At 67.0% G+C, this 21,796-nt stretch carries 17 protein-coding genes and 1 riboswitch; of the genes, 12 read left to right on the forward strand and 5 right to left on the reverse strand.

Annotated elements, in window-relative coordinates:
* Positions 1 to 2 precede the first annotated feature (2 nt).
* The 9 genes from AC5Y7D_RS05735 (at position 3) to AC5Y7D_RS05775 (ending at position 11,942) form a co-directional block, all read left to right on the forward strand.
* Complete coding sequence (locus tag AC5Y7D_RS05735) at positions 3 to 1,364, forward strand: aromatic ring-hydroxylating oxygenase subunit alpha (RefSeq protein WP_499922338.1); 1,362 nt, start codon at positions 3 to 5, stop codon at positions 1,362 to 1,364.
* Positions 1,361 to 2,533, forward strand: a complete 1,173-nt coding sequence (locus AC5Y7D_RS05740) for an LLM class flavin-dependent oxidoreductase (protein ID WP_499922339.1) — start codon at positions 1,361 to 1,363, stop codon at positions 2,531 to 2,533. The genes AC5Y7D_RS05735 and AC5Y7D_RS05740 overlap by 4 nt, the downstream gene beginning before the upstream one ends.
* The gene (locus AC5Y7D_RS05745; RefSeq protein ID WP_499922340.1) at positions 2,530 to 4,371 is read left to right on the forward strand and encodes a flavin-containing monooxygenase; all 1,842 of its coding nucleotides are present in this window, start codon (positions 2,530 to 2,532) and stop codon (positions 4,369 to 4,371) included. Before AC5Y7D_RS05740 ends, AC5Y7D_RS05745 begins: the two co-directional genes overlap by 4 nt.
* Positions 4,371 to 5,306 (forward strand): SDR family NAD(P)-dependent oxidoreductase, encoded by a 936-nt coding sequence (locus AC5Y7D_RS05750; protein ID WP_499922341.1) that lies wholly within the window; start codon positions 4,371 to 4,373, stop codon positions 5,304 to 5,306. Before AC5Y7D_RS05745 ends, AC5Y7D_RS05750 begins: the two co-directional genes overlap by 1 nt.
* Positions 5,299 to 6,489: a CaiB/BaiF CoA transferase family protein gene (locus tag AC5Y7D_RS05755; RefSeq protein WP_499922342.1), complete on the forward strand. Its 1,191-nt coding sequence runs from the start codon at positions 5,299 to 5,301 to the stop codon at positions 6,487 to 6,489. Before AC5Y7D_RS05750 ends, AC5Y7D_RS05755 begins: the two co-directional genes overlap by 8 nt.
* A 149-nt stretch (positions 6,490 to 6,638) precedes the next feature.
* A complete protein-coding gene (locus AC5Y7D_RS05760; protein WP_499922343.1) occupies positions 6,639 to 7,442 on the forward strand; it encodes an enoyl-CoA hydratase in 804 nt (267 codons plus the stop codon).
* A gap of 234 nt (positions 7,443 to 7,676) precedes the next feature.
* Positions 7,677 to 9,674, forward strand: a complete 1,998-nt coding sequence (locus tag AC5Y7D_RS05765; RefSeq protein WP_499922344.1) for an acyltransferase family protein — start codon at positions 7,677 to 7,679, stop codon at positions 9,672 to 9,674.
* An 85-nt stretch (positions 9,675 to 9,759) separates the two neighbouring features.
* Positions 9,760 to 9,933: riboswitch (M-box (ykoK) riboswitch) on the forward strand.
* 213 nt (positions 9,934 to 10,146) lie between these two features.
* The gene (locus AC5Y7D_RS05770; protein ID WP_499922345.1) at positions 10,147 to 10,278 is read left to right on the forward strand and encodes a hypothetical protein; all 132 of its coding nucleotides are present in this window, start codon (positions 10,147 to 10,149) and stop codon (positions 10,276 to 10,278) included.
* 23 nt (positions 10,279 to 10,301) lie between these two features.
* A complete protein-coding gene (locus tag AC5Y7D_RS05775) occupies positions 10,302 to 11,942 on the forward strand; it encodes an NRAMP family divalent metal transporter (RefSeq protein WP_499922346.1) in 1,641 nt (546 codons plus the stop codon).
* A 69-nt stretch (positions 11,943 to 12,011) separates the two neighbouring features.
* Here the strand turns inward: AC5Y7D_RS05775 and AC5Y7D_RS05780 are convergent, their stop codons facing one another.
* Complete coding sequence (locus AC5Y7D_RS05780) at positions 12,012 to 12,767, reverse strand: L,D-transpeptidase (protein ID WP_499922347.1); 756 nt, start codon at positions 12,765 to 12,767, stop codon at positions 12,012 to 12,014.
* Between the two features lie 182 nt (positions 12,768 to 12,949).
* On the opposite strand from AC5Y7D_RS05780, the gene AC5Y7D_RS05785 reads away from it, so the two are divergent.
* Positions 12,950 to 13,885: a LysR family transcriptional regulator gene (locus AC5Y7D_RS05785; protein WP_499922453.1), complete on the forward strand. Its 936-nt coding sequence runs from the start codon at positions 12,950 to 12,952 to the stop codon at positions 13,883 to 13,885.
* Here the strand turns inward: AC5Y7D_RS05785 and oxc are convergent.
* On the reverse strand, positions 13,882 to 15,567 hold the full coding sequence (oxc, locus tag AC5Y7D_RS05790) for an oxalyl-CoA decarboxylase (RefSeq protein ID WP_499922348.1): 1,686 nt from the start codon (positions 15,565 to 15,567) through the stop codon (positions 13,882 to 13,884). The two genes, AC5Y7D_RS05785 and oxc, sit on opposite strands and share 4 nt — an antisense overlap.
* Positions 15,568 to 15,749: 182 nt before the next feature.
* On the opposite strand from oxc, the gene AC5Y7D_RS05795 reads away from it, so the two are divergent.
* Positions 15,750 to 17,267: a FadD7 family fatty acid--CoA ligase gene (locus AC5Y7D_RS05795; protein WP_499922349.1), complete on the forward strand. Its 1,518-nt coding sequence runs from the start codon at positions 15,750 to 15,752 to the stop codon at positions 17,265 to 17,267.
* On the opposite strand, the gene AC5Y7D_RS05800 is transcribed toward AC5Y7D_RS05795, so the two are convergent.
* The 3 genes from AC5Y7D_RS05800 to AC5Y7D_RS05810 form a co-directional block, all read right to left on the reverse strand.
* Positions 17,255 to 17,731 (reverse strand): DUF2231 domain-containing protein, encoded by a 477-nt coding sequence (locus AC5Y7D_RS05800; protein WP_499922350.1) that lies wholly within the window; start codon positions 17,729 to 17,731, stop codon positions 17,255 to 17,257. The genes AC5Y7D_RS05795 and AC5Y7D_RS05800 overlap by 13 nt on opposite strands.
* Positions 17,732 to 17,743: 12 nt before the next feature.
* Positions 17,744 to 19,906: an elongation factor G-like protein EF-G2 gene (locus tag AC5Y7D_RS05805; RefSeq protein WP_499922351.1), complete on the reverse strand. Its 2,163-nt coding sequence runs from the start codon at positions 19,904 to 19,906 to the stop codon at positions 17,744 to 17,746.
* Between the two features lie 125 nt (positions 19,907 to 20,031).
* Positions 20,032 to 20,433, reverse strand: coding sequence for a TIGR03668 family PPOX class F420-dependent oxidoreductase (locus tag AC5Y7D_RS05810; RefSeq protein WP_499922454.1), 402 nt, complete (start codon positions 20,431 to 20,433; stop codon positions 20,032 to 20,034).
* 292 nt (positions 20,434 to 20,725) lie between these two features.
* Between AC5Y7D_RS05810 and AC5Y7D_RS05815 the strand changes: the two genes are divergently transcribed.
* Positions 20,726 to 21,790: a S1C family serine protease gene (locus tag AC5Y7D_RS05815; protein ID WP_499922352.1), complete on the forward strand. Its 1,065-nt coding sequence runs from the start codon at positions 20,726 to 20,728 to the stop codon at positions 21,788 to 21,790.
* Positions 21,791 to 21,796 lie beyond the last annotated feature (6 nt).

A 21,796-nucleotide genomic window follows, 5' to 3' on the forward strand; every position in this document is an offset into this window, starting at 1 on the left:
ACATGGACGACGGGTTGACCGAACCTGTCACGATCGGCGTCGAGGCCTACATCTCGCAGGACTATGCCCGCACCGAACGTGACAGACTGTGGCGCAGGGTATGGCAGCAGGTGGGCCGTGTCGAGGAGCTGCCCAGGGTCGGCAGTTACCTGACGTACGACATCCTGGACGACTCGATCCTGGTGGTGCGCACCGGTCCCGACACTCTCCATGCCCACCACAACGTGTGCTCGCATCGCGGTCGCCGACTGGTGGACACTCCCGCGGGAGCCAGGAACGCCTGTGGGCACGGGAAGTCGTTCGTCTGCGGTTTCCACGGTTGGACCTACGACCACCACGGCAGCTGCATCCACATTCCTGAACAGGCGGACTGGCAGGGCGCCCTGACGCCGGCCAACACCCGGCTGGCCCCGGTCCAGGTCGACACCTGGGGCGGCTGGATCTGGATCAACATGGACCGCGCCGCCGAGCCGCTGCGCGACTACCTCGAGCCGGCTGCGACCATGCTTGATCCGTTCAACCTGCAGGCGATGCGCTGCAAGTGGCGAAAGTGGCTGCATTTCCAGTGCAATTGGAAGGTCGCGATGGAGGCCTTCAACGAGACCTACCACGTCGCCACCACCCATCCGCAGTTCAACAGGTTCGGCAACTTCCGGGGCTGGGCGGCGGCGCACGGAAAGCACAGCAACATCGGCTATGACGCTCCCGAGGATCTGGCCGAGACCAAGTCCAAGATCCGGCTCGGGACGGGCGCGGATCCTCGGGTATCTACCGCCGAGATGCAGTTGTACACGCTCGAGGAGACCAACGCGACCACCACCAGGACCCTGGTGGACGCGGCGCTGCGGCTCGTCGACGAACTGCCGGAAGGCGCACCGGCCGATCAGGTGCTCAGTCACTGGATGTCGTCGGCGCGACGCGACGACGAAGCGCGCGGCGTCACCTGGCCGACCATCGACCCCGAACACCTGGCCAGCAGCGGGACCGCCTGGCAGATCTTCCCGAACTTCCAGATCGGCCAGGGCCTCACCACCGCGCTGTGCTACAGCGCCCGCCCGCACGGTTACGACCCCGACCAGTGCATCTTCGAGGCCTCCTGTTACGAGCTGTACCCGAAAGGCGAAGAGCCGCAGACCGAGTGGGTGTATGCGCCGCCGGACGACCCGAACTGGCGCAGCGTGCTGCCGCAGGACTTCTCCAACATGGCAGCGGTACAGCAAGGGATGAAGTCATTGGGCTTCCACGGCCCCAAGCCCAATCCGTACATGGAACGCAGCACCGCGAACCTGCACCGCAATCTCGCCCAGTACATGGGGACCGGGGCGCCGCAGCAACTCCCAACAGAGACGGAGATCCAACGATGAAGGTCAATCTCGGCTTCGGAGCGCACAACTCGTACGACTGGGAGCGTGTGCTCGCCGAAGACTTCAGCCGGCCACCGGCCACCCCGGACTGGGAGTGCGTGCAGAGCACCCTGGCGATCGCCGATCTGGCGGAGCCGCTCGGGTTCGACGGGATCTGGATGCCGGAGCATTGCGGAACACCGTATGGCATGACGCCCAACCCGATCCAGGCGCTGAGCTACTTCGCCGGGCGCACCGAGCACATCGGCCTGGGTACCTTCGTGGTCGTCGCCCCGTGGTGGCATCCGGTCCGATTGGCGCACCAGATCGCATATCTCGACATCATCTCCAACGGCCGCTACAACACGATCGGAATCGGGCGTGGGGTGTCCAAGGGAGAGTTCGACGCGGTCGGCGTACCTCGTGAGGAGAGCCGCCAGCGGTTCAACGAGACGCTGGACATCCTGAAACTGGCGCTGTCCGGGGAGCGGTTCTCCTATGCAGGAGAGATCTTCACCGTCCCGGAGATGTCGCTGCGGCCCGAACCGCGCAGCAGCGACCTGTTCTCGCGCATCTACAGCTCATCCTCGACCGCTGAGTCGCTGGAGATTCTGTCCCGCCGCGGCATGGTGCCACTGTTCGTGGGCAACAAGCCCATCGAGGACGCCGGTCGGGAGGTGCAGCAGGTGAACATCTTCCGCAAGGAGGAGGGGCTGCCGCCGTGTCAGCCGAAGAACGTGATGTTCATGTATTGCACGGCCGACGACCCGGGCAGGTCCGAAGAGTGGATCTGGACGGCCAACCGGGACGTGACCGTGCACTACGGATTCGCCGACGCGTCGAACTTCAAGGGCGTCAAGGGGTATGAAGCGTATGCGGCACGGGAGGCCACCGCCACCGCCGTGCTGGCGTCTTCGGTGACGGCGGACGCCAAGGGCGCCCCCAAGACCCCCGGCTACCACGCCTCCAATCTGTTGATCGGCACGCCGGAACAGATCTACCAACGGATCGTCGCAGCCCAGGAAGCCTGCTCATTCGCCGAGCTGACGATCGTTCCCCAGTTCGGCACCATGCCCTACGACGAGGCGATGGACTCGACCAGGCTGTTCGCCCAGGAAGTGCTGCCCGCCGTACACGACATGGCGGCACCCCTGCATCCCGCGGCGCTACCCGAGAACGCGTTGGCATGACGGGTATCTCCGAGTGCGCCCCGACCGCGACGCCGGACGACATCGACCTACCCGCACTGCGCGAGAGGTACCGGCGGGAGCGCGAAAAGCGGTTGCGCCCGGAAGGCTCCCGGCAGTACATCGAATTGGTCGACGAGTTCGCCGGGTTCTATGAGATCGATCCCTACTCGCCCGATCTGGTTCGTGATCCGATCTCGGCCGACATGGACGTGGCGGTCCTCGGCGGGGGCTTCGGTGGTTTGTTGTGTGCCGCGCACCTGAAGAAGGCCGGCGTGCAGGACGTCCGCATCATCGAGCTGGGTGGCGACTTCGGTGGCGTGTGGTACTGGAACCGCTACCCCGGCTTGCAGTGTGACAACGAATCCTATTGCTACATACCGCTGCTGGAAGAACTCGATTTCATTCCGAGCAAGAAGTTCGCCGACGGCACCGAGATCTACGAGCACTGCCGGCGCATCGGGAAGCATTACGGCCTATACGATTCCGCTCTGTTCTCCACCCAGGTGCGGGCACTGCACTGGGATGAGCAGATCAAGCGCTGGCGGGTCGGCACCAATCGTGACGACGACATCCGGGCGCGGTTCGTGGTCATCGCGTCGGGGCCTTTTCACCGGCCGAAGCTGCCCGGCATCCCGGGCATCAAGGACTTCCGGGGGCACAGCTTCCACTCGTCGCGCTGGGACTACGGGTACACCGGTGGCGACGCCAACGGTGGGCTGGACGGGCTGAGCGACAAACGGGTCGCGGTCGTGGGCACCGGGGCGACCGCCGTGCAGATCGTGCCATTTCTGGGCCGTTATGCCAAGCACCTGTACGTATTTCAGCGCACACCATCGTCGGTCGGCGCGCGCAACAACACGCCGACCGATCCGGAATGGGCGCGATCGCTGCGGCCGGGTTGGCAGAAGGAACGGCAGCGCAACTTCCACGCCTGGACCTTCGAAGGCATGGCGCCGGGCCAGCCGGATCTGGTCTGCGACTTCTGGACGGAACTGGGCCGCAACACGGCCGCCCGGGTTCTCGCGCTGCCGGATCCGGCGTCGATGACCCCCGAGCAGTTCATGGCCATCCGCGAGGAGGAAGACTACAAGCTCATGGAAGGGCTGCGGCGCCGGATCGAGGACCTCGTCGAGGACCCCGCGACCGCCGAGGCGCTCAAGCCCTACTACCGCTTCCTGTGCAAGCGGCCGTGCACCAACGACGACTATCTTCCGACGTTCAACCTTCCGAACGTGACGCTGGTCGATGTCTCCGGTACCAAGGGAGTGCAGCGGGCCACCGCAAAGGGTTTGGTGGCCAACGGCATCGAGTATGAAGTCGACTGCATCATCTATGCCAGCGGATTCGAGATCACCACGGAACTGCGCCGCCGCTATTCCATGGAGGCGATCGAAGGGCGTGATGGCCTGTCGCTCTTCGAGCACTGGCGCGACGGGTATCAGACGTTGCACGGGATGACCAGCCGCGGTTTCCCCAATCAGTTCTTCACCGGGTTCACCCAGGTCGGGATTTCGGCGAATATCGCCGCGAACTACGAGTTGCAAGGCGAGCACATCGCCTACATCATCGCCGAAGCGTTGGCGCGCGGCGCGGCGACGGTGGAACCGACCCAAGAGGCGCAGGATGCATGGTGCCGGACCATCCGGGAAACGGCGATCGACAACAGCCAATTCGACTTAGATTGCACGCCAGGCTATTACAACAACGAAGGGGGTGGGACCGAGGGCATCCGGTCGCACCTCGGCGAACCTTACGGGCCGGGCTTCTACGCCTTCGGTGACCTGCTGGCCGAGTGGCGCGCCAGGGGTGACCTCGACGGCCTCGACCTGAGCTCGTGATGACCGAACTCAGATACGACGATCGCGTTGCCGTGATCACCGGTGCAGGAAGGGGCCTCGGACGTGCGTACGCCCTGATGCTGGCGGGCCGGGGCGCCAAGGTCGTGGTGAACGATACGGGCGGCGCACTGACCGGCGAGGGGCGCAACGCGATTCCGGGCCAGAAGGTCGTGGCAGAGATCGAGGCGGCCGGTGGTGCGGCGGTCGCCTGCGACGAGTCGGTGACCACGCCCGCGGGCGGCCGAGCGATCATCCAGACCGCGCTGGAGCGTTACGGGCGAATCGACATCCTCATCCACAACGCCGGCATCGTGCGCCGCGGATCACTGAAACAGCTGAGCTACCAGGATTTCGACGCCGTCCTCGACGTGCATCTGCGCGGTGCATTCCACGTGGTCCGCCCGGCCTTTCCGCTGATGTGCGAAGCCGGTTACGGCCGTATAGTCCTGACCTCCTCGATCGGCGGTATGTACGGCAACAAGGGCGTCGCCAACTACGCTGCGGCCAAAGCCGGCTTGATAGGTCTGTCCAATGCCGTCGCACTCGAAGGTGCAGCCGAGGGGGTGTTGTGCAACGTCATCGTGCCGTCGGCGGTGACGAGAATGGCTGAAGAGCTGGATGTTTCGTCATATCCACCGATGGGACCCGAACTGGTGGCCCCCGTGGTCGGCTTTCTGGCGCACGAGTCCTGCCCGGTCAACGGTGAGATGTTGATCGCCATCGCGGGCCGGGTGGCCCGGGCGGTGATCGCCGAGAGTCCCGGCGTGCAGCGGTTGGCGTGGACCGTCGAGGATGTCGCCGAACAGCTCTACGCCGTCCGGGATCTGAGCGCACCTCTGGTCTTTCCGGTGGTTCCGGACGGCCATGCCGACCACATCCGGTACAGCTTCGAGTCGGCGGCCTGGGCGATCAGGGAGAATGCGCACCATGTCTGATTGGAGCTCCGGTCCACTGGCGGGCGTGCGCGTCGTCGACTTGACCGCAATGGTGATGGGCCCTTACTGCACCCAGATCATGGCCGACATGGGCGCCGACGTCATCAAAGTCGAGCCCCCGCAAGGCGACGACACCCGTTATGTCTCGGTCGGTCCGGCGCCCGGGATGAGCGGCGTGTTCGTCAACGTCAACCGCGGCAAGCGCGGCGTGATCCTGGATCTGAAGTCCGATGCCGGCCGAACCGCCCTGCGATCCCTGATCGAACGCGGCGACGTCTTCATCCACTCGATGCGCGCCGCCGCGATCGGACGGCTCGGTCTCGGCTATAGCGAGGTCGCCGCCATCAACCCGACGATCGTCTACACCAACTGCTACGGCTACGGCCGGCGTGGACCCAACCGGGACCTGCCCGCCTATGACGACACGATTCAGGCCGCCTGCGGGTTGCCGTCCGTGCAGCAGCAACTCACCGGTGAGGCCAACTATGTCGGGACGATCGTGGCCGACAAGGTCGCCGGCCTGACGGCCCTCTACGCGACGATGATGGCGCTCTTCCACCGGGAACGCACGGGCGAAGGGCAGGAAGTGGAGGTCGGCATGTTCGAGGCCATGGCCTCGTTCATGCTGGTCGAACACGCTAACGGCGCCATCTTCGATCCGCCGCTGGGCCCGGCCGTGTATCCGCGCGCGGTGGCGCCGAATCGGCGGCCGTACCGCACCAGAGACGGCTACATATCGGCTCTGATCTACAACGACAAGCACTGGGCCGCCTTCGTCGACGCCGTGCGACCGGACTGGACCAGCGACCGGTACGCCACGCTGGCGGGCCGCGCGCGCCAGATCGACACCGTATATGCGCTGCTGGCCGAGACGTTTGCCCAGCGCACCACCCAGGAGTGGCTGGACCTGCTGCGCGTGCTGGAGATCCCGGCGTCGGCGTTGTCCAGTCCGGCCGCGCTGTTCGACGACCCGCAACTGGAAGCCGTCGGATTTTTCGAGACCGTGGACAGTGCGCATGGACCGGTGCGCTTCCCGGGCGTACCGACGTGGTTCTCCCGGACTCCCGGGGGTGTTGCTGGCCCGGCTCCGGAGCTGGGTGCGCACACCGCCGAGGTGCTGGACGAACTGGGTCTGAGCTGCGCCGACACCTCAGCCGACGGACACCCGGCCACCCACCGGTAGAACCGACTCGATGGGCGCAGCCCATTCGCTGCGCTAATGCATCGTATGCACTTATGTATCATTTGGGTGTTCTACCCGAGCCGACGGCGCCACGCAGAGCTGAAACTCCGACGTCACGGTCCGCCGCTGGAGCGAAAGGATGGATCCCAATGAGCTACTACGAAGTCGAATTCCCGACGGTGAAGGGGCTGTCGGTCAGTCGTGTCGACGGTGTGCTGTCCGTGACCATCGATCGTCCGGAAAGCCTCAATTCGCTCACGGTCCCGGTGCTCGCGGGGCTGGCGGATCTGCTGGAGGTGGTGGCGACCGACTCCGGCGTGAAGGTGCTGCGCCTGAGCGGCGCCGGTCGCGCCTTCTGCGCGGGCGCCAGTATGAACGTCGACGATTGGCACGGAGTCGGCTCGGCCATCGATATCGCCAGGCAGGGCAACCGCGTGGTGCGGGCGATCACCGCGATGCCACAGCCGGTCGTCGCGGTGGTGCAGGGAGCTGCGGCCGGTAGTGGAGTATCGCTGGCCCTGGCGTGCGACCTCGTGTTGGCCTCGGAAAACGCATATTTCACGCTGGCGGTCACCAAGGTGGGCCTGATGCCCGACGCGGGCGCGTCGGCGTCCCTGGCGGCGGCGGTCGGACGCAGCCGGGCGCTGCGGATGGCGCTGCTCAACGAACGGCTGTCCGCGGCCCAGGCCCTGGCCTGGGGCCTGATCTGCGCCGTTCATCCCGCCGAGCAACTCGAATGGGAGACGAACAAGGTCATCCACGCGTTGCTGGCCGGTCCGACGGCCGCATTTGCAGAGACGAAGGCCGCGATCAACGCAGCCAGTCTGCGTGAGTTGGAGCCCGCACTCGAGCGCGAACTGCAAGGTCAGGCGGTGCTGGTGCAATCTGGTGACTTCGTCGAGGGTGCCTCGGCATTCCACCAGCGCCGGGCGGCCACGTTCACCGGCAATTGACAGGGGGCACGGGAAAACCGTTGCGAGTCATCGGCACTCCGCGTGTCGCAGCCGGAATCCGCCCCGCCGTCCGCCTAAGCTGGATCGGATCAAGAGGAGGGGCAGCGACGTATCGGCATCAAATTCGGCGCCGGACGAGGCAGTGGTCAGGGCGCGCTAACCGCGAGCACTGAGCCGGGCGGGAGGGGTCCCGCGCCGGCACGTTCTGCACCCAGATCCCGCTGGGTCGCCCCGGTGCGCAGGGTCGGCCGGCTGGCGACCTGGGACCGGGGGGACCGGCCCAGTGGTATTCCAGCGTTGGACGGCCTTCGCGCGATAGCCGTCGCGCTGGTTCTGGTGGGGCACGGCGGCATTCCCGGCGTCGGCGGCGGCTTCATCGGCGTCGACATCTTCTTCGTCCTCAGCGGCTTCCTGATCACCTCGTTGCTGCTCGACGAACTGGGTCGCTCCGGCCGAATCGGCTTGACCGGCTTCTGGATTCGGCGTGCCCGCCGGCTGCTGCCGGCCCTGGTGCTGATGGTGCTCACCGTGGGTGTGGCCCGCGAGTTCCTGCCCTACCAGTCGCTCGACGGTTTGCGCGGCGACGCGATCGCCGCCTTCGCCTGGGTGGCCAATTGGCGGTTCGTGGCCGCCAAGACCGACTACTTCACCCAGGGTGCGCCCTCGCCGCTGCAGCACACCTGGTCACTCGGGGTGGAAGAGCAGTACTACATCGTCTGGCCGGTGCTGCTGATCGCGGTGACGCTGTTCCTGGCCGCCCGGGCCAGGCGCTACTTCGCCAAGATCACCGTCGGGCATGTTCGACTGGCCGCCTTCGTGATTGCCACGCTCGGGGCGGTGGCTTCGGCTGTTGCCGCCATGGTTCTCACCTCCGACGGCACCCGGGACCGGATCTATTTCGGCACCGATACCCGCGCCCAGGCCCTGCTGGTCGGCGCCGCGGCATCGGCCTTGCTGGTCCGGGATTGGTCGTCGCTGAATCGGGGATGGTGCCTGATCCGCACCCCTTGGGGACGTCGGGTCGCACGGTTGCTGCCGATCGTGGGCGCGGCCGCGCTGGCGGCACTGGCGCATTACGCGACCGGCAGCGCGAGCGAGTTCCGGCACGGTCTGCTGATCGCGGTCGCCATGGCCGCGGTCTTCGTGGTTGCCCCGGTGGCGCTCGAGCAGCGCGGCATGCTGGCACGCGCACTGGCGTGGCGTCCACTGGTGTTGCTGGGCACCATTTCCTACGGTGTTTACCTCTGGCACTGGCCAATCTTCCTGGTACTCAACGGAGAACGCACCGGATGGACCGGGCCGGGCCTGTTCGGTGCCCGCTGCGCGGTCACCCTGGCGGTGGCCGGAGTCTCCTACTGGGCGATCGAGCAACCCATTCGGCGTTGGCGGCCGCAACGGGTGCCGCTGTTGCCGCTGGCCGCAGCCACCGTCGCCAGCGCCGCCGCGGCAACCATTCTGGTGGTGCCGGTCGGCACCGGGTTGCACGAGGTCGGACTACCGCCCGGGGTGTCCGCGGTGGCGGCGATCTCTCCGTCACCGCCGGGCGACAACCGGCCCGCCCCGGGGCCGCGAGATCCCAATCAGCCGTTCACCGTTTCGGTGTTCGGCGATTCGATCGGCTGGACGATGATGCACTATCTGCCGCCGACCCCGGGTTTCCGGTTCCTCGACCACACGGTGATCGGGTGCAGCCTGGTGCGCGGCACGCCCTACCGCTATATCGGCCAGACCTTGGAGCAGCGGGCGGAATGCGACACCTGGCCGGGACGCTGGGCCACCCAGATCGCCCAGGACCGACCGGATGTCGCGTTACTGGTCATCGGGCGCTGGGAGACGGTCGACCGGGTGAACGAGGGCAAGTGGACCCACATCGGCGACCCGGCCTTCGACGCGTACCTCAACTTCGAACTGAACCGGGCGCTGGATATCGTCGGATCGACCGGGGTCCGGGTGATGGTCGCTACCGTCCCGTACAGCCGCGGCGGTGAGAAGCCGGACGGCCGCCTCTACCCGGAAGACCAGCCGGATCGGGTCAACCAGTGGAACGCCATGCTGCGCAATGCGGTTGGGCAGCGCCCGAATGTGGGAATCGTCGATCTCAACAAGAAGCTCTGTCCGGACGGCGTCTACACCGCCAAGGTCGACGGCATCAAGGTGCGCAGCGACGGCGTACACCTCACCCCGGAAGGGGTCAAGTGGATGCTGCCGTGGCTGGAGGAATCGGTCCGCTGATCGGCCGGGCATTGGGCGGCGCGCGCCGGTCGCCCGGGAGACTGCGTTTGACGTGCCGGGATCGCGGTGCCAACATGGAAGGCTGCAAGCACCTCGGTAGGTGAGGCGTCTGCACGGATACAGGCCACTGACCCCCAACGTCGAAAGACGCCCCGGGTCAGGACAGCTCCTCCCGGCCTAAGGGTTGAGCCCAAGTGGCTTCCGGTCCTCCGGCCGGATACGCCGTGCAGTGTCAAAGCTCCGACGAGAGGGGTGTGCCCGATGATTCGGGTATTCGCTTCTTTGTGCTGCATGTGATGGTGACACCCCCGTGTGTCCCGGCCGTGAGGAGGTGAGGGCGAGATGAGTAGTCCGGGCGATAGTCCGTATCTGAAATCCATCCTGTCCCGATCCGGCCCCGGCAATTGCGCTGGTTGAGCCATGCTGCGCTGATTGATGCGAGCCGGTCGGGCTTTCCGTCAGGAGTAGTGCGATGACCATCATGAACATTCGCAGCCTCGGCCGCCGCTTCGCCGTCAGGTGGAGCGCATCGATGCACATGACCGCCCAGCAACGCGCCGACGCATACGTGGCACGGTCCCCCATTGCGGTGATCGTCGGCTAGGCCGGCGGGATTGAGAGAACCCGATGACCTCGATCTCCTCGCCCCGCCCGATGCTGCCGGTGGTAGCCGAACCGGCGGTGCTCGACGGTGCGCACTGCGGCGACATCGTCGGCGCCTTCGGCCGCCTCGGGCGGGACACCGACGTCAGCGGTCGTTGGCGGCGGCTACGGACCCTGCTGGTCATCAGTGGGCCCGGCCTGATCGCCATGGTCGGTGACAACGACGCCGGCGGCGTAGCGACCTACGCACAGGCCGGCCAGAACTACGGCATGGCCCTGTTGTGGACGCTGGTCCTGATGGTTCCGGTGCTCTACGTCAACCAGGAGATGGCGCTGCGGCTGGGCGTGGTTACGCGGGTTGGCCACGCGCGGTTGATCTTTGAGCGATTCGGCCGGTTCTGGGGGATCTTCGCCGTCGGTGACCTGTTGCTGCTCAATGCATTGACCATCGTCACCGAGTTCATCGGGGTCTCGTTGGCACTCGGATTCTTGGGCTGTCCCAAGATCGTCGCCGTCCCGGCGGCCGCGGTGTTGCTGTTCGCAGTGGTGGCCGGTGGGTCTTTCCGGCGCTGGGAGGCAATGATGTTCCTGCTGATTGCGGTGAACGTCATCATCGTGCCGCTGGCGCTGCTCGTCCATCCGACCTGGACGGCGACGGTCGGCGGCTTGATGCCCACCTTCCCGGGCGGGCTCAACTCGACCGTGCTGTTGCTGGTTGTCGCTATAGTGGGCACCACGGTCGCGCCCTGGCAGTTGTACTTCCAGCAGTCCAACGTCGTGGACAAGCGCATCACGCCGCGCTGGATGCCTTATGCGCGAGCCGATCTGGCGTTGGGCATCGTTGTCGTGGTGGTGGGGGCGACGGCTCTGATGGCGGTGACCGCGTTCGGATTGGCGGGTACCGCCGCCGGCGGCAACTTCACCGACGCCGGTGCGGTGGCCGCCGGCCTGGCCGAGCACTGCGGGACCGTAGTCGGGGTGCTTTTCGCGATCATCCTGCTGGATGCGTCGTTGATCGGCGCCAACGCCATCGGACTGGCCACCACGTACGCGGTCGGTGACGCACTGGGCAAGCGGCATTCGCTGCACTGGAAGATCACCGAGGCGCCGTGGTTCTACGGGGGCTACTCGCTGCTGCTGGCGGTCTCGGCAGCGGTCGCGTTCAGTCCCGACTTCATGCTGGGTCTGATCACCCAAGGCGTGCAGGCACTGGCCGGCGTCGTGCTGCCGTCGGCCACCGTCTTCCTGGTCTTGCTGTGCAACGACCGAAAGCTGTTGGGGCCGTGGGCCAACACCCTGCGTCAGAACATCGTCGCGTGGGCGATCGTCTGGATCCTGGTACTGCTTTCACTGGCGTTGACGGCGGCCACGCTGTTTCCGCAGCTGTCCACCGAAACGATCGCGACCGGGTTGGTGGCGGGGACTCTGATCGGCGTCGTGGGCGGGACCCTCGCCCTGCTCCCGGGTCGACGGCACCGCGTTGCGCGTCTGACCCGGACCGAGCGGCAACAGCAAATCGACGCATGGCACACAACGGATCTCGCCGCCATCGAGCGTCCGACGATGTCGACGGCGCGGCGCGTGGGCCTCGCCGCCATGCGCGCGTACCTGCTGCTGGCGGTCGTGCTGCTAGTGGTCAAGATCGTCCAAGCCGGTATGGCCTGACCGCTGAGACGGGTTCGCCCGCAACGGGTTACGCGATGCCGAGCGACCGCAGCTCGGTGTGGTGGCGGATCAGGCCACCACGTTGATCGGGTCGCCGATGGTGACCATGTTGAAATACCAGGCGGCATTGTCCGGGCTCAGGTTGATGCAGCCATGGCTGACGTTGGCGTAGCCCTGGGAGTTCACCGACCAGGGTGCCGAGTGCACGTACACCCCGCTGCCGGTGACCCGGACCGCGTACGAGGCGGTGATCAGGTAGCCGTCCGAGGAATTCAGCGGGATGCCGATGGTCCGCGAGTCCATAACGACGGTGCGTTCCTTGGACATGGCGTTGAAATTGCCGATCGGCGTGGGACGACTGGGCTTGCCCATCGACGCCGGCATGGTGCGCAGCACCTCGCCGTTTCTGCTCACCGTGAAGGTGTGCGCGGAGATGCTTGCCACACCGAGCAGCGCGTCGCCGGTTTCGAAGCCTTCGGTGAGCGCCTGCACTCCGACCGATATGTGGCTGTGCGCGGGCCAGTACCCGTCCGGGACCCACTGCACGATATTTCCGTCGAGCCACTGGAAGTGACCTGTCATGTTGTTCGGTGAGCTGATGCGGATGGACCGCTCAGCGGCGCGGTGATCGATCACCGGGGCGGTGAACGTCACCTCCACCGGGGCGCCTACCCCGACCACCGCACCGTGGGACGGGAATATCGACGCGACGCCGGGCAATGGGTGCGGGACGGGGACGGCGCCGGTGGCCGGACTACCCGACCCTGCCGCAGCCATCGTCGCAATGGCCACCAGAACGAACAGAGAACGAACCGCTCGACGCATGGCCTTTACCCTTCGGGACGGTGCGATGAACACAACACCGCATTCTAGTGGCAGTATGACCGCTACGGGCCATAGCAAACATTTCCGGCGTAGCGGGCGCACTTCCGGCGCGGGACTGGCCTGCCCGGGATCGACGCGTTAGCCTCAGCGGGATCGTGCCCCACGGCCCGGAGGAGGTGCGGGTGCTCTTCCGTCAGCTGGAGTACTTCGTCGCGGTCGCGCAGGAGCGTCATTTCGCCCGCGCCGCGGAGAAGTGTTTCGTCTCACAACCTGCGCTGTCGGCGGCGATCGCCAAGCTGGAACGCGAACTCAACGTCACCTTGATCAACCGCGGGCACAGCTTCGAAGGCCTGACCCCGGAGGGGGAGCGATTGGTGGTATGGGCCAAGCGCATTCTGGCCGAACACGACGCCTTCAAGGCCGAAGTGCATGCCGTACAGTCCGGCATCACTGGGACGCTGCGGCTCGGCGCCGTGCCGACCGCGTCGACGACCGCCTCGCTGGTGCTCTCGGCGTTTTGCTCGGCCCACCCCTTGGCAAAGGTCCACATCAGCTCGCGGCTGGCCACCACCGAGCTGTACCGGCGGCTGCACGAGTTCGAACTCGACGCCGTCATCGCGCACCCGACGGAGGGAAAGGACGGCCAGGATGTGGCTCTCCTGCCGCTCTACGAGGAGCAGTACGTGCTCCTGTCGCGATCGGACATGCTGCCGGCCGGCGCGTCCACGTTGCGCTGGCCGGATGCGGCGCAACTGCCACTGGCGCTACTGACCACCGACATGCGCGACCGGCAGGTCATCGACGCGGCTTTCGCCGAGCATGACCTCACCGTCCACCCGCAAGTCGAAACGGATTCCGTCGCATCATTGTTCGCACAGGTGGCGAACGGTAACTGGGCGACCATCGTGCCGCACACCTGGCTGTGGATGACACCGACGCGGGGCGAGATCAGGGCGGTCGAACTGGTCGATCCGGCTCCCCGGGCTTTGATCGGGCTGGCCACCAACGCATCTGGTCCGGGATCTCCGGTGGCGCGTGCCCTGGTCGCCTCGGCGCAGCGGCTCGACCTCGACGAGTTCTTCGCCGCGCAGCTACGCAATCTCACGTCGGGCCGTTAGCCTTTCGCCGCGCTCGTCGGGTTGAGGCCGGCCAGATGGCCGCTCTCGACCCCGGCGGCCGGGTCGAGTTGACAGTCGATCAGGGCGGGCCGCTGCGACGCCACCGCCTCCGACAGCGCCGCCAGCAGTTCGGTGGCCGTAGTCACGTGATATCCCTTACCGCCGAACGCTTCCGCGAGCAGTTCATGCCGTGCGCCCGAGTTGAGCACCGTGGGTGCCGGGTCGGATCCGGCGACCGATTCGTCGCCCCGGTAGACGCCGCCGTTGTTGAGGATGACGACGGTGACCGGCAACCGGTAGCGGCAGATCGTCTCGATCTCCATGCCGCTGAAGCCGAACGCGCTGTCACCCTCGATGGCGACCACGGGCCGGCCGGTCTGGACCGCGGCGGCGATGGCGTAACCCATGCCGATGCCCATCACGCCCCACGTTCCGGTGTCCAGCCGGTGCCGGGGCAACTCCATGTCGATGACGTTGCGGGCCAGATCGAGCGCATTGGCGCCCTCATTGACCACGTAGACGTCCGGGTTGCGTTGCAGCACGGTGCGAATCGCGCCGAGTGCGTTGTAGAACCGCATCGGGTGGGGATCTTCGGACAGCCGCTCGCGCATCTTGGCGTCGTTGCGCGCCTTGCGCTCGGCGAGTTCGGCGGTCCAAGCCTGCGGCACGCTGACTGGGCGGGTGGCCAGGCCGTCGCGCAACGCCGACAGCACCGAGCCGATGTCACCGGCGAGCGGTGCGTCGATCGGCTGGTTGCTGTCGAACTCCGAGGCGGCGATGTCGACCTGGATGAACTTGGCGCCCGCCGACCATTGCGGTGACTCGCCGTGTCCCAGTAGCCAATTCAGTCGCGCCCCGACCAGCAGCACCGCGTCGGCGCGGCCGATCGCCAGCGAACGCGCGGCGGCCACCGACTGAGGATGTGAATCGGGCAGCAGGCCCTTGGCCATCGACATCGGCAGGTAGGGCATCCCGGCACTCTCGACGAATTCCCGAATCACGTTGTCGGCCTGCGCATATGCTGCACCCTTGCCCAGCACGATCAGCGGCCGCCGCGCCCGCGCCAGGATGCCGAGCGCCCGATCCACCGCATCGGGTGCCGGCAGTTGCCGGGGCGCCGGGTCCACGACGCGCCAGATCGACTCGGCCGCCGCGGAAACCTCCATGGCCTGCCCCAGCACCTCACCCGGTATGTCCAGGTAGACACCGCCCGGGCGGCCGGAGACCGCGGTGCGAATCGCGCGCGCGACACCGCGGCCGATGTCCTGCACCCGTCCGATCCGGTAGGCCGCCTTGACGAAGGGTCGGGCCGCATTGAGCTGGTCGATGTCCTGGTAGTCGCCGCGCTGGAGGTCCACGATCGGCCGGCCGCTGGATCCCGAGATCTGGATCATCGGGAAGCAGTTGGTGGTGGCGTTCGCCAGTGCGGGCAGACCGTTGAGAAAACCGGGGCCAGATGTGGTCAGGCACACACCGGGCCGCGCAGTCAGGAACCCGGCGGCGGCCGCGGCGTTACCGGCTGAGCCTTCGTGGCGGAAGCCGATGTAGCGGATCCCCGCGCACTGGGCGGTACGCGCGAGATCGGTGATCGGAATGCCCACGACGCCGTAGATGGTGTCGACGTCGTTGGCCTTCAATGCGTCCACCATCAGGTGAAAGCCGTCGGTCAGCGGTTGGCTCATGGCGGCTGCCCCTTTCTCGTCTCGTCTGCTGGACCTCACTGTTGTCCGGTTCGGCGGCAGTGTCCAAGACCCGGTCGCTATCCGGTGATTTACGTCGTTTATCGACCGGTAGCGGATCGGTATTGGACAGCGGTATGCGGCACCGGCAAGGTTCTGGGTAAGTCCGGACAAAGGAGCGGCTGATGACATCCGTGCAGAACTCGCGCGTCACCGATCTGATCGAGGCCGCGGCCACCCGCATGCCGGACGGTCACGCCCTCGTCGTCACTGCGGACCGCATTCCGGTCACCTACCGTGAGCTGCTGCGTCTCGCCGACGACCTGGCCGGCCGACTGACCCGCGCCGGTCTGGCACCCGGCGACCGGGTGGCCTTACGCGCCGGCAGCAACGCAGAGTTCGTCATCGCGTTGCTTGCGGGACTGCGGGCGGGGCTGATCGTGGTCCCGCTGGACCCGGCCCTGCCGGTCGCCGACCAGCGCGCGCGCAGCGAGGCGGCAGGCGCCCGTGCCGTGCTCGTCGACGGCGAAGGGTCCGGGTGGTGGCAGGTGGCCGTGAGTTTCGAGGACGGCGCCTGCTCGGCGCGTCTGAAGGCGGCCACCGAGCCCGCCCCGCCGACGGACTCGCCGGCGGGCCTGCACGACGACGATGCGATGATCATGTTCACCGGCGGCACCACCGGGCTGCCCAAGATGGTTCCGTGGACGCACCACAACATCGCGAGCTCGGTGCAGGCGATCGTCGCCGGTTATGGCCTGGGGCCGCAGGACGCGACGGTCGCGGTGATGCCGCTGTATCACGGCCACGGTTTGATCGCCGCCCTGCTGTCGACGCTGGCATCGGGCGGGACGGTGCTGTTGCCCGCCCGCGGACGGTTCTCCGCGCACACCTTCTGGGACGACATCCAGACCGTCGGGGCGACTTGGTACACGGCCGTGCCGACGATCCACCAGATCCTGCTGGAGTGGGCGTCAGCAGACGAAAGCCCGAAATCCGCTTTGCGATTCATCCGCAGCTGCAGCGCGCCGCTGACGCCGGAGGTTGCTCGGGCGTTGCAGGCGGAGTTCTCCGCGCCGGTGCTGTGCGCCTTCGGGATGACCGAAGCCACCCACCAGGTGGCCAGCACCGGTATCGACCAGGAAGTCAACCCCGCCGTTTCCGCCGGTCTGGTCGGCCGCTCCACCGGGCCGCAGATCCGCATCGCCGGCAACGACGGAGCGCCCGTCGCGCCGGGCGCCGTCGGGGAGGTGTGGTTGCGGGGCGCCACCGTGGTGCGCGGTTACCTCGGCGACCCCAAGATCACCGAGGCCAATTTCACCGACGGCTGGTTGCGCACCGGCGATCTGGGCACCCTGTCCGAGGCCGGCGACCTCAGCATTCGCGGACGGATCAAGGAACTGATCAACCGCGGCGGCGAGAAGATCTCGCCGGAGCGGGTCGAAGGCGTGCTGGCCACCCACCCCAAGGTGATGGAGGTCGCCGTGTTCGGGGTTCCGCATCCGATGTACGGCGAAGCCGTCGCGGCCGTGATCGTGCCCCGCGGTGCGGCGCCCACCGCCGATGAACTCACCGAGTTCTGCCGGGAACGGTTGGCTCCCTTCGAGATTCCGGGCAGCTTTCGGGCGGCTGACGAGTTGCCGCACACCGCCAAAGGTTCACTGGATCGTCGCGCCGTGGCGACGCGGTTCGGTCAGCCGGGTTGACTTGACCCGGTGATGCCGCCCCACGCCGCGCGCGCACCCGAATCACCGACGCGGTAGGTCTGCACCAGCGTGCCCACGGCCGCCGCCACCACCAGCACGCCGACCGCGACATGCGCAACCGCTCTGACAGGGCGCCCGCGCGCCAGGCGCAGCTGCACGATGCCCAGTGCCGTCACGGTAATCGCCAGTGCCGCAACGAAATAGATCAGAGTCTCACCGAGCTCGGCGTGCTTGCCGATGGCGGGCGAATCTCCCACCTTGCCGGCCAGCCAGGCGCCCGAGCCGGTGGTCAACGGCGTCGCGGCCAGGGTGGCCACCGCCAGCGTCAGGGTCAGCCAGATCAGGCGCCGGCGCGCTTTCGGCCACACCGCACACAGGATCGCCAGGATTGCCGCCAGCGGACCCAGTACGACGACCAGGTGATTGAACAGGATGTGGGCCGGAAGTCCATTTACCGTCGACATGTATCGCGACAATCAGACCGTCGACTGCACCCGGGCGGCCACGGATTCGGGCATCGGTTCGTAGCGGGCGAAGGAGCGGGTGAACGACGCCGCGCCGTGCGCCAGGGAGCGCAAGTCGATGGCGTACCGGGTCAGTTCGACCTGTGGCACTTCGGCTTTCACCAGGGTGCGTTCGTGCCCCGCGGTGTCGGTGCCCAGTACCCGGCCCCGACGGCCGGACAGGTCGCCCATCACGGCGCCGACGTAGTCGTCGGGCACCAGCACAGAGATCTCGTCGATCGGCTCGAGCAGGACCACCTTGGTCGCCGCCGCGGCCTCGCGCAGCGCCAGCGCGCCGGCCATCTGGAACGCGAAGTCCGACGAGTCGACGCTGTGCGCTTTGCCGTCGAGCAGGGTGACGCGGATGTCGACCATCGGATAGCCGGCGTGTACGCCTTTCTCCATCTGCGCCCGGACGCCTTTTTCCACGCTGGGAATGAACTGGCGCGGTACCGCCCCGCCGACCACCTTGTCCACGAATTCGAACCCCGCGCCCTCCGGCAGCGGCTCCACCTCGATGTCACATACCGCATACTGGCCGTGACCGCCGGATTGCTTCACATGTCGACCGTGCCCTTTGGACTTGCCGCCCAACGTTTCCCGCAGCGGCACCCGCAACTCGACGGTGTCCACGGACACGCCGTAGCGATTGGACAACGCGTCGAGCACCACGCCCACATGGGCCTCGCCCATGCACCAGAGCACCACCTGGTGCGTCTCCGGGTTCTGCTCGATTCGCAGCGTGGGGTCCTCGGCCGCCAACCGGCCCAACCCGACCGACAGCTTGTCCTCGTCGGTTTTGGCGTGTGCCTGGATGGCGACCGGCAGCAGCGGCTCGGGCATCGTCCACGGCTTGAGCACCAGCGGCTCGGACTTGTCCGACAGCGTGTCGCCGGTTTCCGCGCGGCTGAGCTTGCCGATCGCGCAGATGTCGCCGGCCACCACGGCGGCCGCGGGCCGTTGCTGCTTCCCGAGCGGGAACGACAGCACGCCGATGCGCTCGTCTTCGTCGTGGTCGGGGTGCGTAGTGCCGTGCCCGTTGCTGCCGTTGCCGAAGAACGAGGAAAAGTGGCCCGACACATGGACCGTCGCATCCGGCTTGATGGTGCCGGAGAAGACACGGACCAGGCTGACCCGCCCGACGTAGGGGTCCGACGTCGTCTTCACCACCTCGGCCAGCAGTGGTGCGTCGACATCGCAGGCGAGTTCGTCGTGGGTGGCGCCCTGTGGCGTGAAGACCTCCGGCAGTGGGTGTTCCCGCGGCGAGGGGAAGCCGCGGGTGGCGACCTCGAGCAGTTCATGGGTGCCGACGCCGGTGCTGCTGCACACCGGGATCACCGGGAAGAACGACCCGCGGGCCACGGCCTTTTCCAGGTCCTGGATCAAGACCGCTTCATCGATCGTCTCGCCGCCGAGGTAACGCTCCATCAGTGACTCGTCCTCGGACTCCTCGATGATGCCTTCGATCAGGGTGCCGCGCGCCTCCTCGATCTGCCCGGCTTCGGCCGGGTCCGGCGCCGACTCGGTGCGCTTGCCGTCGGAGTAGGTGTACTGGGTCTGGGACAGCAGCCCGATCAAGCCCTTGCAAACGGGTGAGCCGGTCGGCAGGTACAGCGGTAACACCTTGTCGCCGAAGGCGTTCTGGGCAGCATCGAGAGCCTCGGCGTAGTTGGCGCGGGCGTGGTCGAGTTTGGTGATCAGCACCGCGCGCGGCATATTGACCTGGCTGCACTCCTGCCAGAGTGATTTGGTGGGCTCGTCGACGCCTTCGTTGGCCGCGATGACGAACAGGGCGCAGTCGGCGGCCCGCAGCCCGGCCCGCAGTTCACCGACGAAGTCCGCGTATCCCGGTGTGTCGATCAGATTGACTTTGATCCCGCCGTGCGCCAGGGACGCCACGGCGACGCCGACGGATCGTTGCTGCCGGATCTCGGCGTCGTCGAAGTCGCAGACGGTGCTGCCCTCGGTGACCGAACCCGGCCGCGACAACACGCCGGCGGCCACGAGCAGCGACTCGACCAGGGTGGTCTTGCCGCCTCCCGACGGCCCGACCAGCACGACGTTGCGGATCCCGTCAGGACCGGTTGCGGTGGGAGCCGATCCCGCGCCCTGGGAAGCACTCACTCTGTCGGCCATGACATTCCTCCAGTTCTCCCGGGGTGCCGCCGACTCCCGCACGCGGCGTGATCCAGCCCACAGGACGCATTAGCAACTTTTCCCCCAACCGCGGCCCAGCACAAGAGCCGGCCGGCAGCCCGGTGTCAGGCGTGCCAGCCCGACCAGCGGGTCGCGTTGATCGCGATCACCGGGCCGTCCAATGGGACAGATTGATATTGCGGGTATTTGGCGCGCAGCAACCGGTAGCCGGTGCGCACGATGTCGCCGTCGGTGGCGATGCCGGCGGTGCCGTCGACCCGCACCCACCACAGTTGCGTCCAGTCATCGGCATAGTGATCGACCAGCAGGCTGACCGCCGAATTGTGTTCGATGTTGGCAAGGCGGCGCAGCCGCCGGCTTTTCTTTGGTTTGGCGTCCACCGCGGTATAGACGACATCGCCGTCCACCGCGAACACCACCGGCACCAGGTGCGGCGCCCCGTCGGGGGTGACGGTGGCCATGCGCGCGACGGGCGATCGGGCGAACCAGTCCCGGGTGTCCACCAGGCCAGCCTAGAACCGGCCCGAACCCGCATTGCCCGGTGATGTGAGTCACCATTCGACCTGCCCGATTAGGCCTTCTGACGACGGGCGCGCCGGGTCCCTCGGCTTAGGCTGGATTTACGCGGTGCCCATTCGGCTCGGATGCGATCCGGGATTTAGCCGAATTGGTGCCTGTCCACCGTTTAAATGGGTATCTGGATTACGGTGGTCGAGACAGTAAGTATCTGGGCCCAACCAGCCCCGGACCTTACGGCTGGGATAATTGACTTTTCATCCGACGCAGGAGGTTCACGGGATGAGGAAATCGCACCACCGTTCTTTCACGTGGTCATGGCTGGTTGCCGTCATGGCCGTCTTCGGAATGGTCTTCGGATCGGGGCTGGCAACTCCACCGGCGCCCGCGCTGGCGTCGCCGTTCAAGCAATTCCCTTCGGTCCCGCTGGATCCGTCCGCGCTTGTCGGTCAGGTGGGACCGCAGGTGGTCAACATCAATACCAAGCTGGGCTACAACAACGCGGTGGGAGCCGGCACCGGGATCGTCATCGACCCCAATGGCGTCGTGCTGACCAACAACCACGTCATCTCGGGTGCCACCGACATCAGCGCCTTCAGCGTCGGCGACGGCCGTACCTACGGGGTCGACGTGGTCGGTTATGACCGCACCCAGGACGTCGCGGTGCTGCAGCTGCGTGGTGCGGGCGGGCTGCCCTCCGCCGCCATCGGCGGCGGCGTCAGCGTCGGTGAGCCGGTCGTGGCCATGGGTAACACCGGCGGCCAGGGCGGCACGCCCCGCGCAGTGGCCGGCCGGGTGATCGCGGTCAACCAGACCGTCCAGGCGTCCGACGCCTTGACCGGGGCCGCGGAGACGCTGAACGGATTGATCCAGTTCGAAGGAGCGATCCAGCCGGGCGACTCGGGCGGACCGGTGGTCAACGGCGCGGGCCAGGTGGTCGGGATGAACACCGCGGCCACCGAGAACTTCCAGATGTCGCAGGGCGGCCAGGGCTTCGCGATCCCGATCGGCACCGCGATGGGGATCGCAAACCAGATTCGCTCCGGCGGCGGGTCGCCGACCGTGCACGTCGGCCCGACGGCCTTCCTCGGCCTCGGTGTCGTCGACAACAACGGCAGTGGCGCCCGGGTCCAGCGCGTCGTGGGCAACGCTCCGGCAGCGGCCGCCGGCATCTCCACCGGCGATGTCATCACCGCGATCGACGGTGTCCCGATCAACTCGGCGACCGCGATGTCCGATGCGCTCAACGGACACCACCCCGGCGACACGGTCTCGATCAGTTACACCTCCAAGTCTGGTGTGGCGCGTACCGAAAACGTGACACTGGCGGAGGGGCCCCCGGCCTGATCGAGT

Source organism: Mycobacterium sp. NGS49 (genome assembly GCF_059812565.1).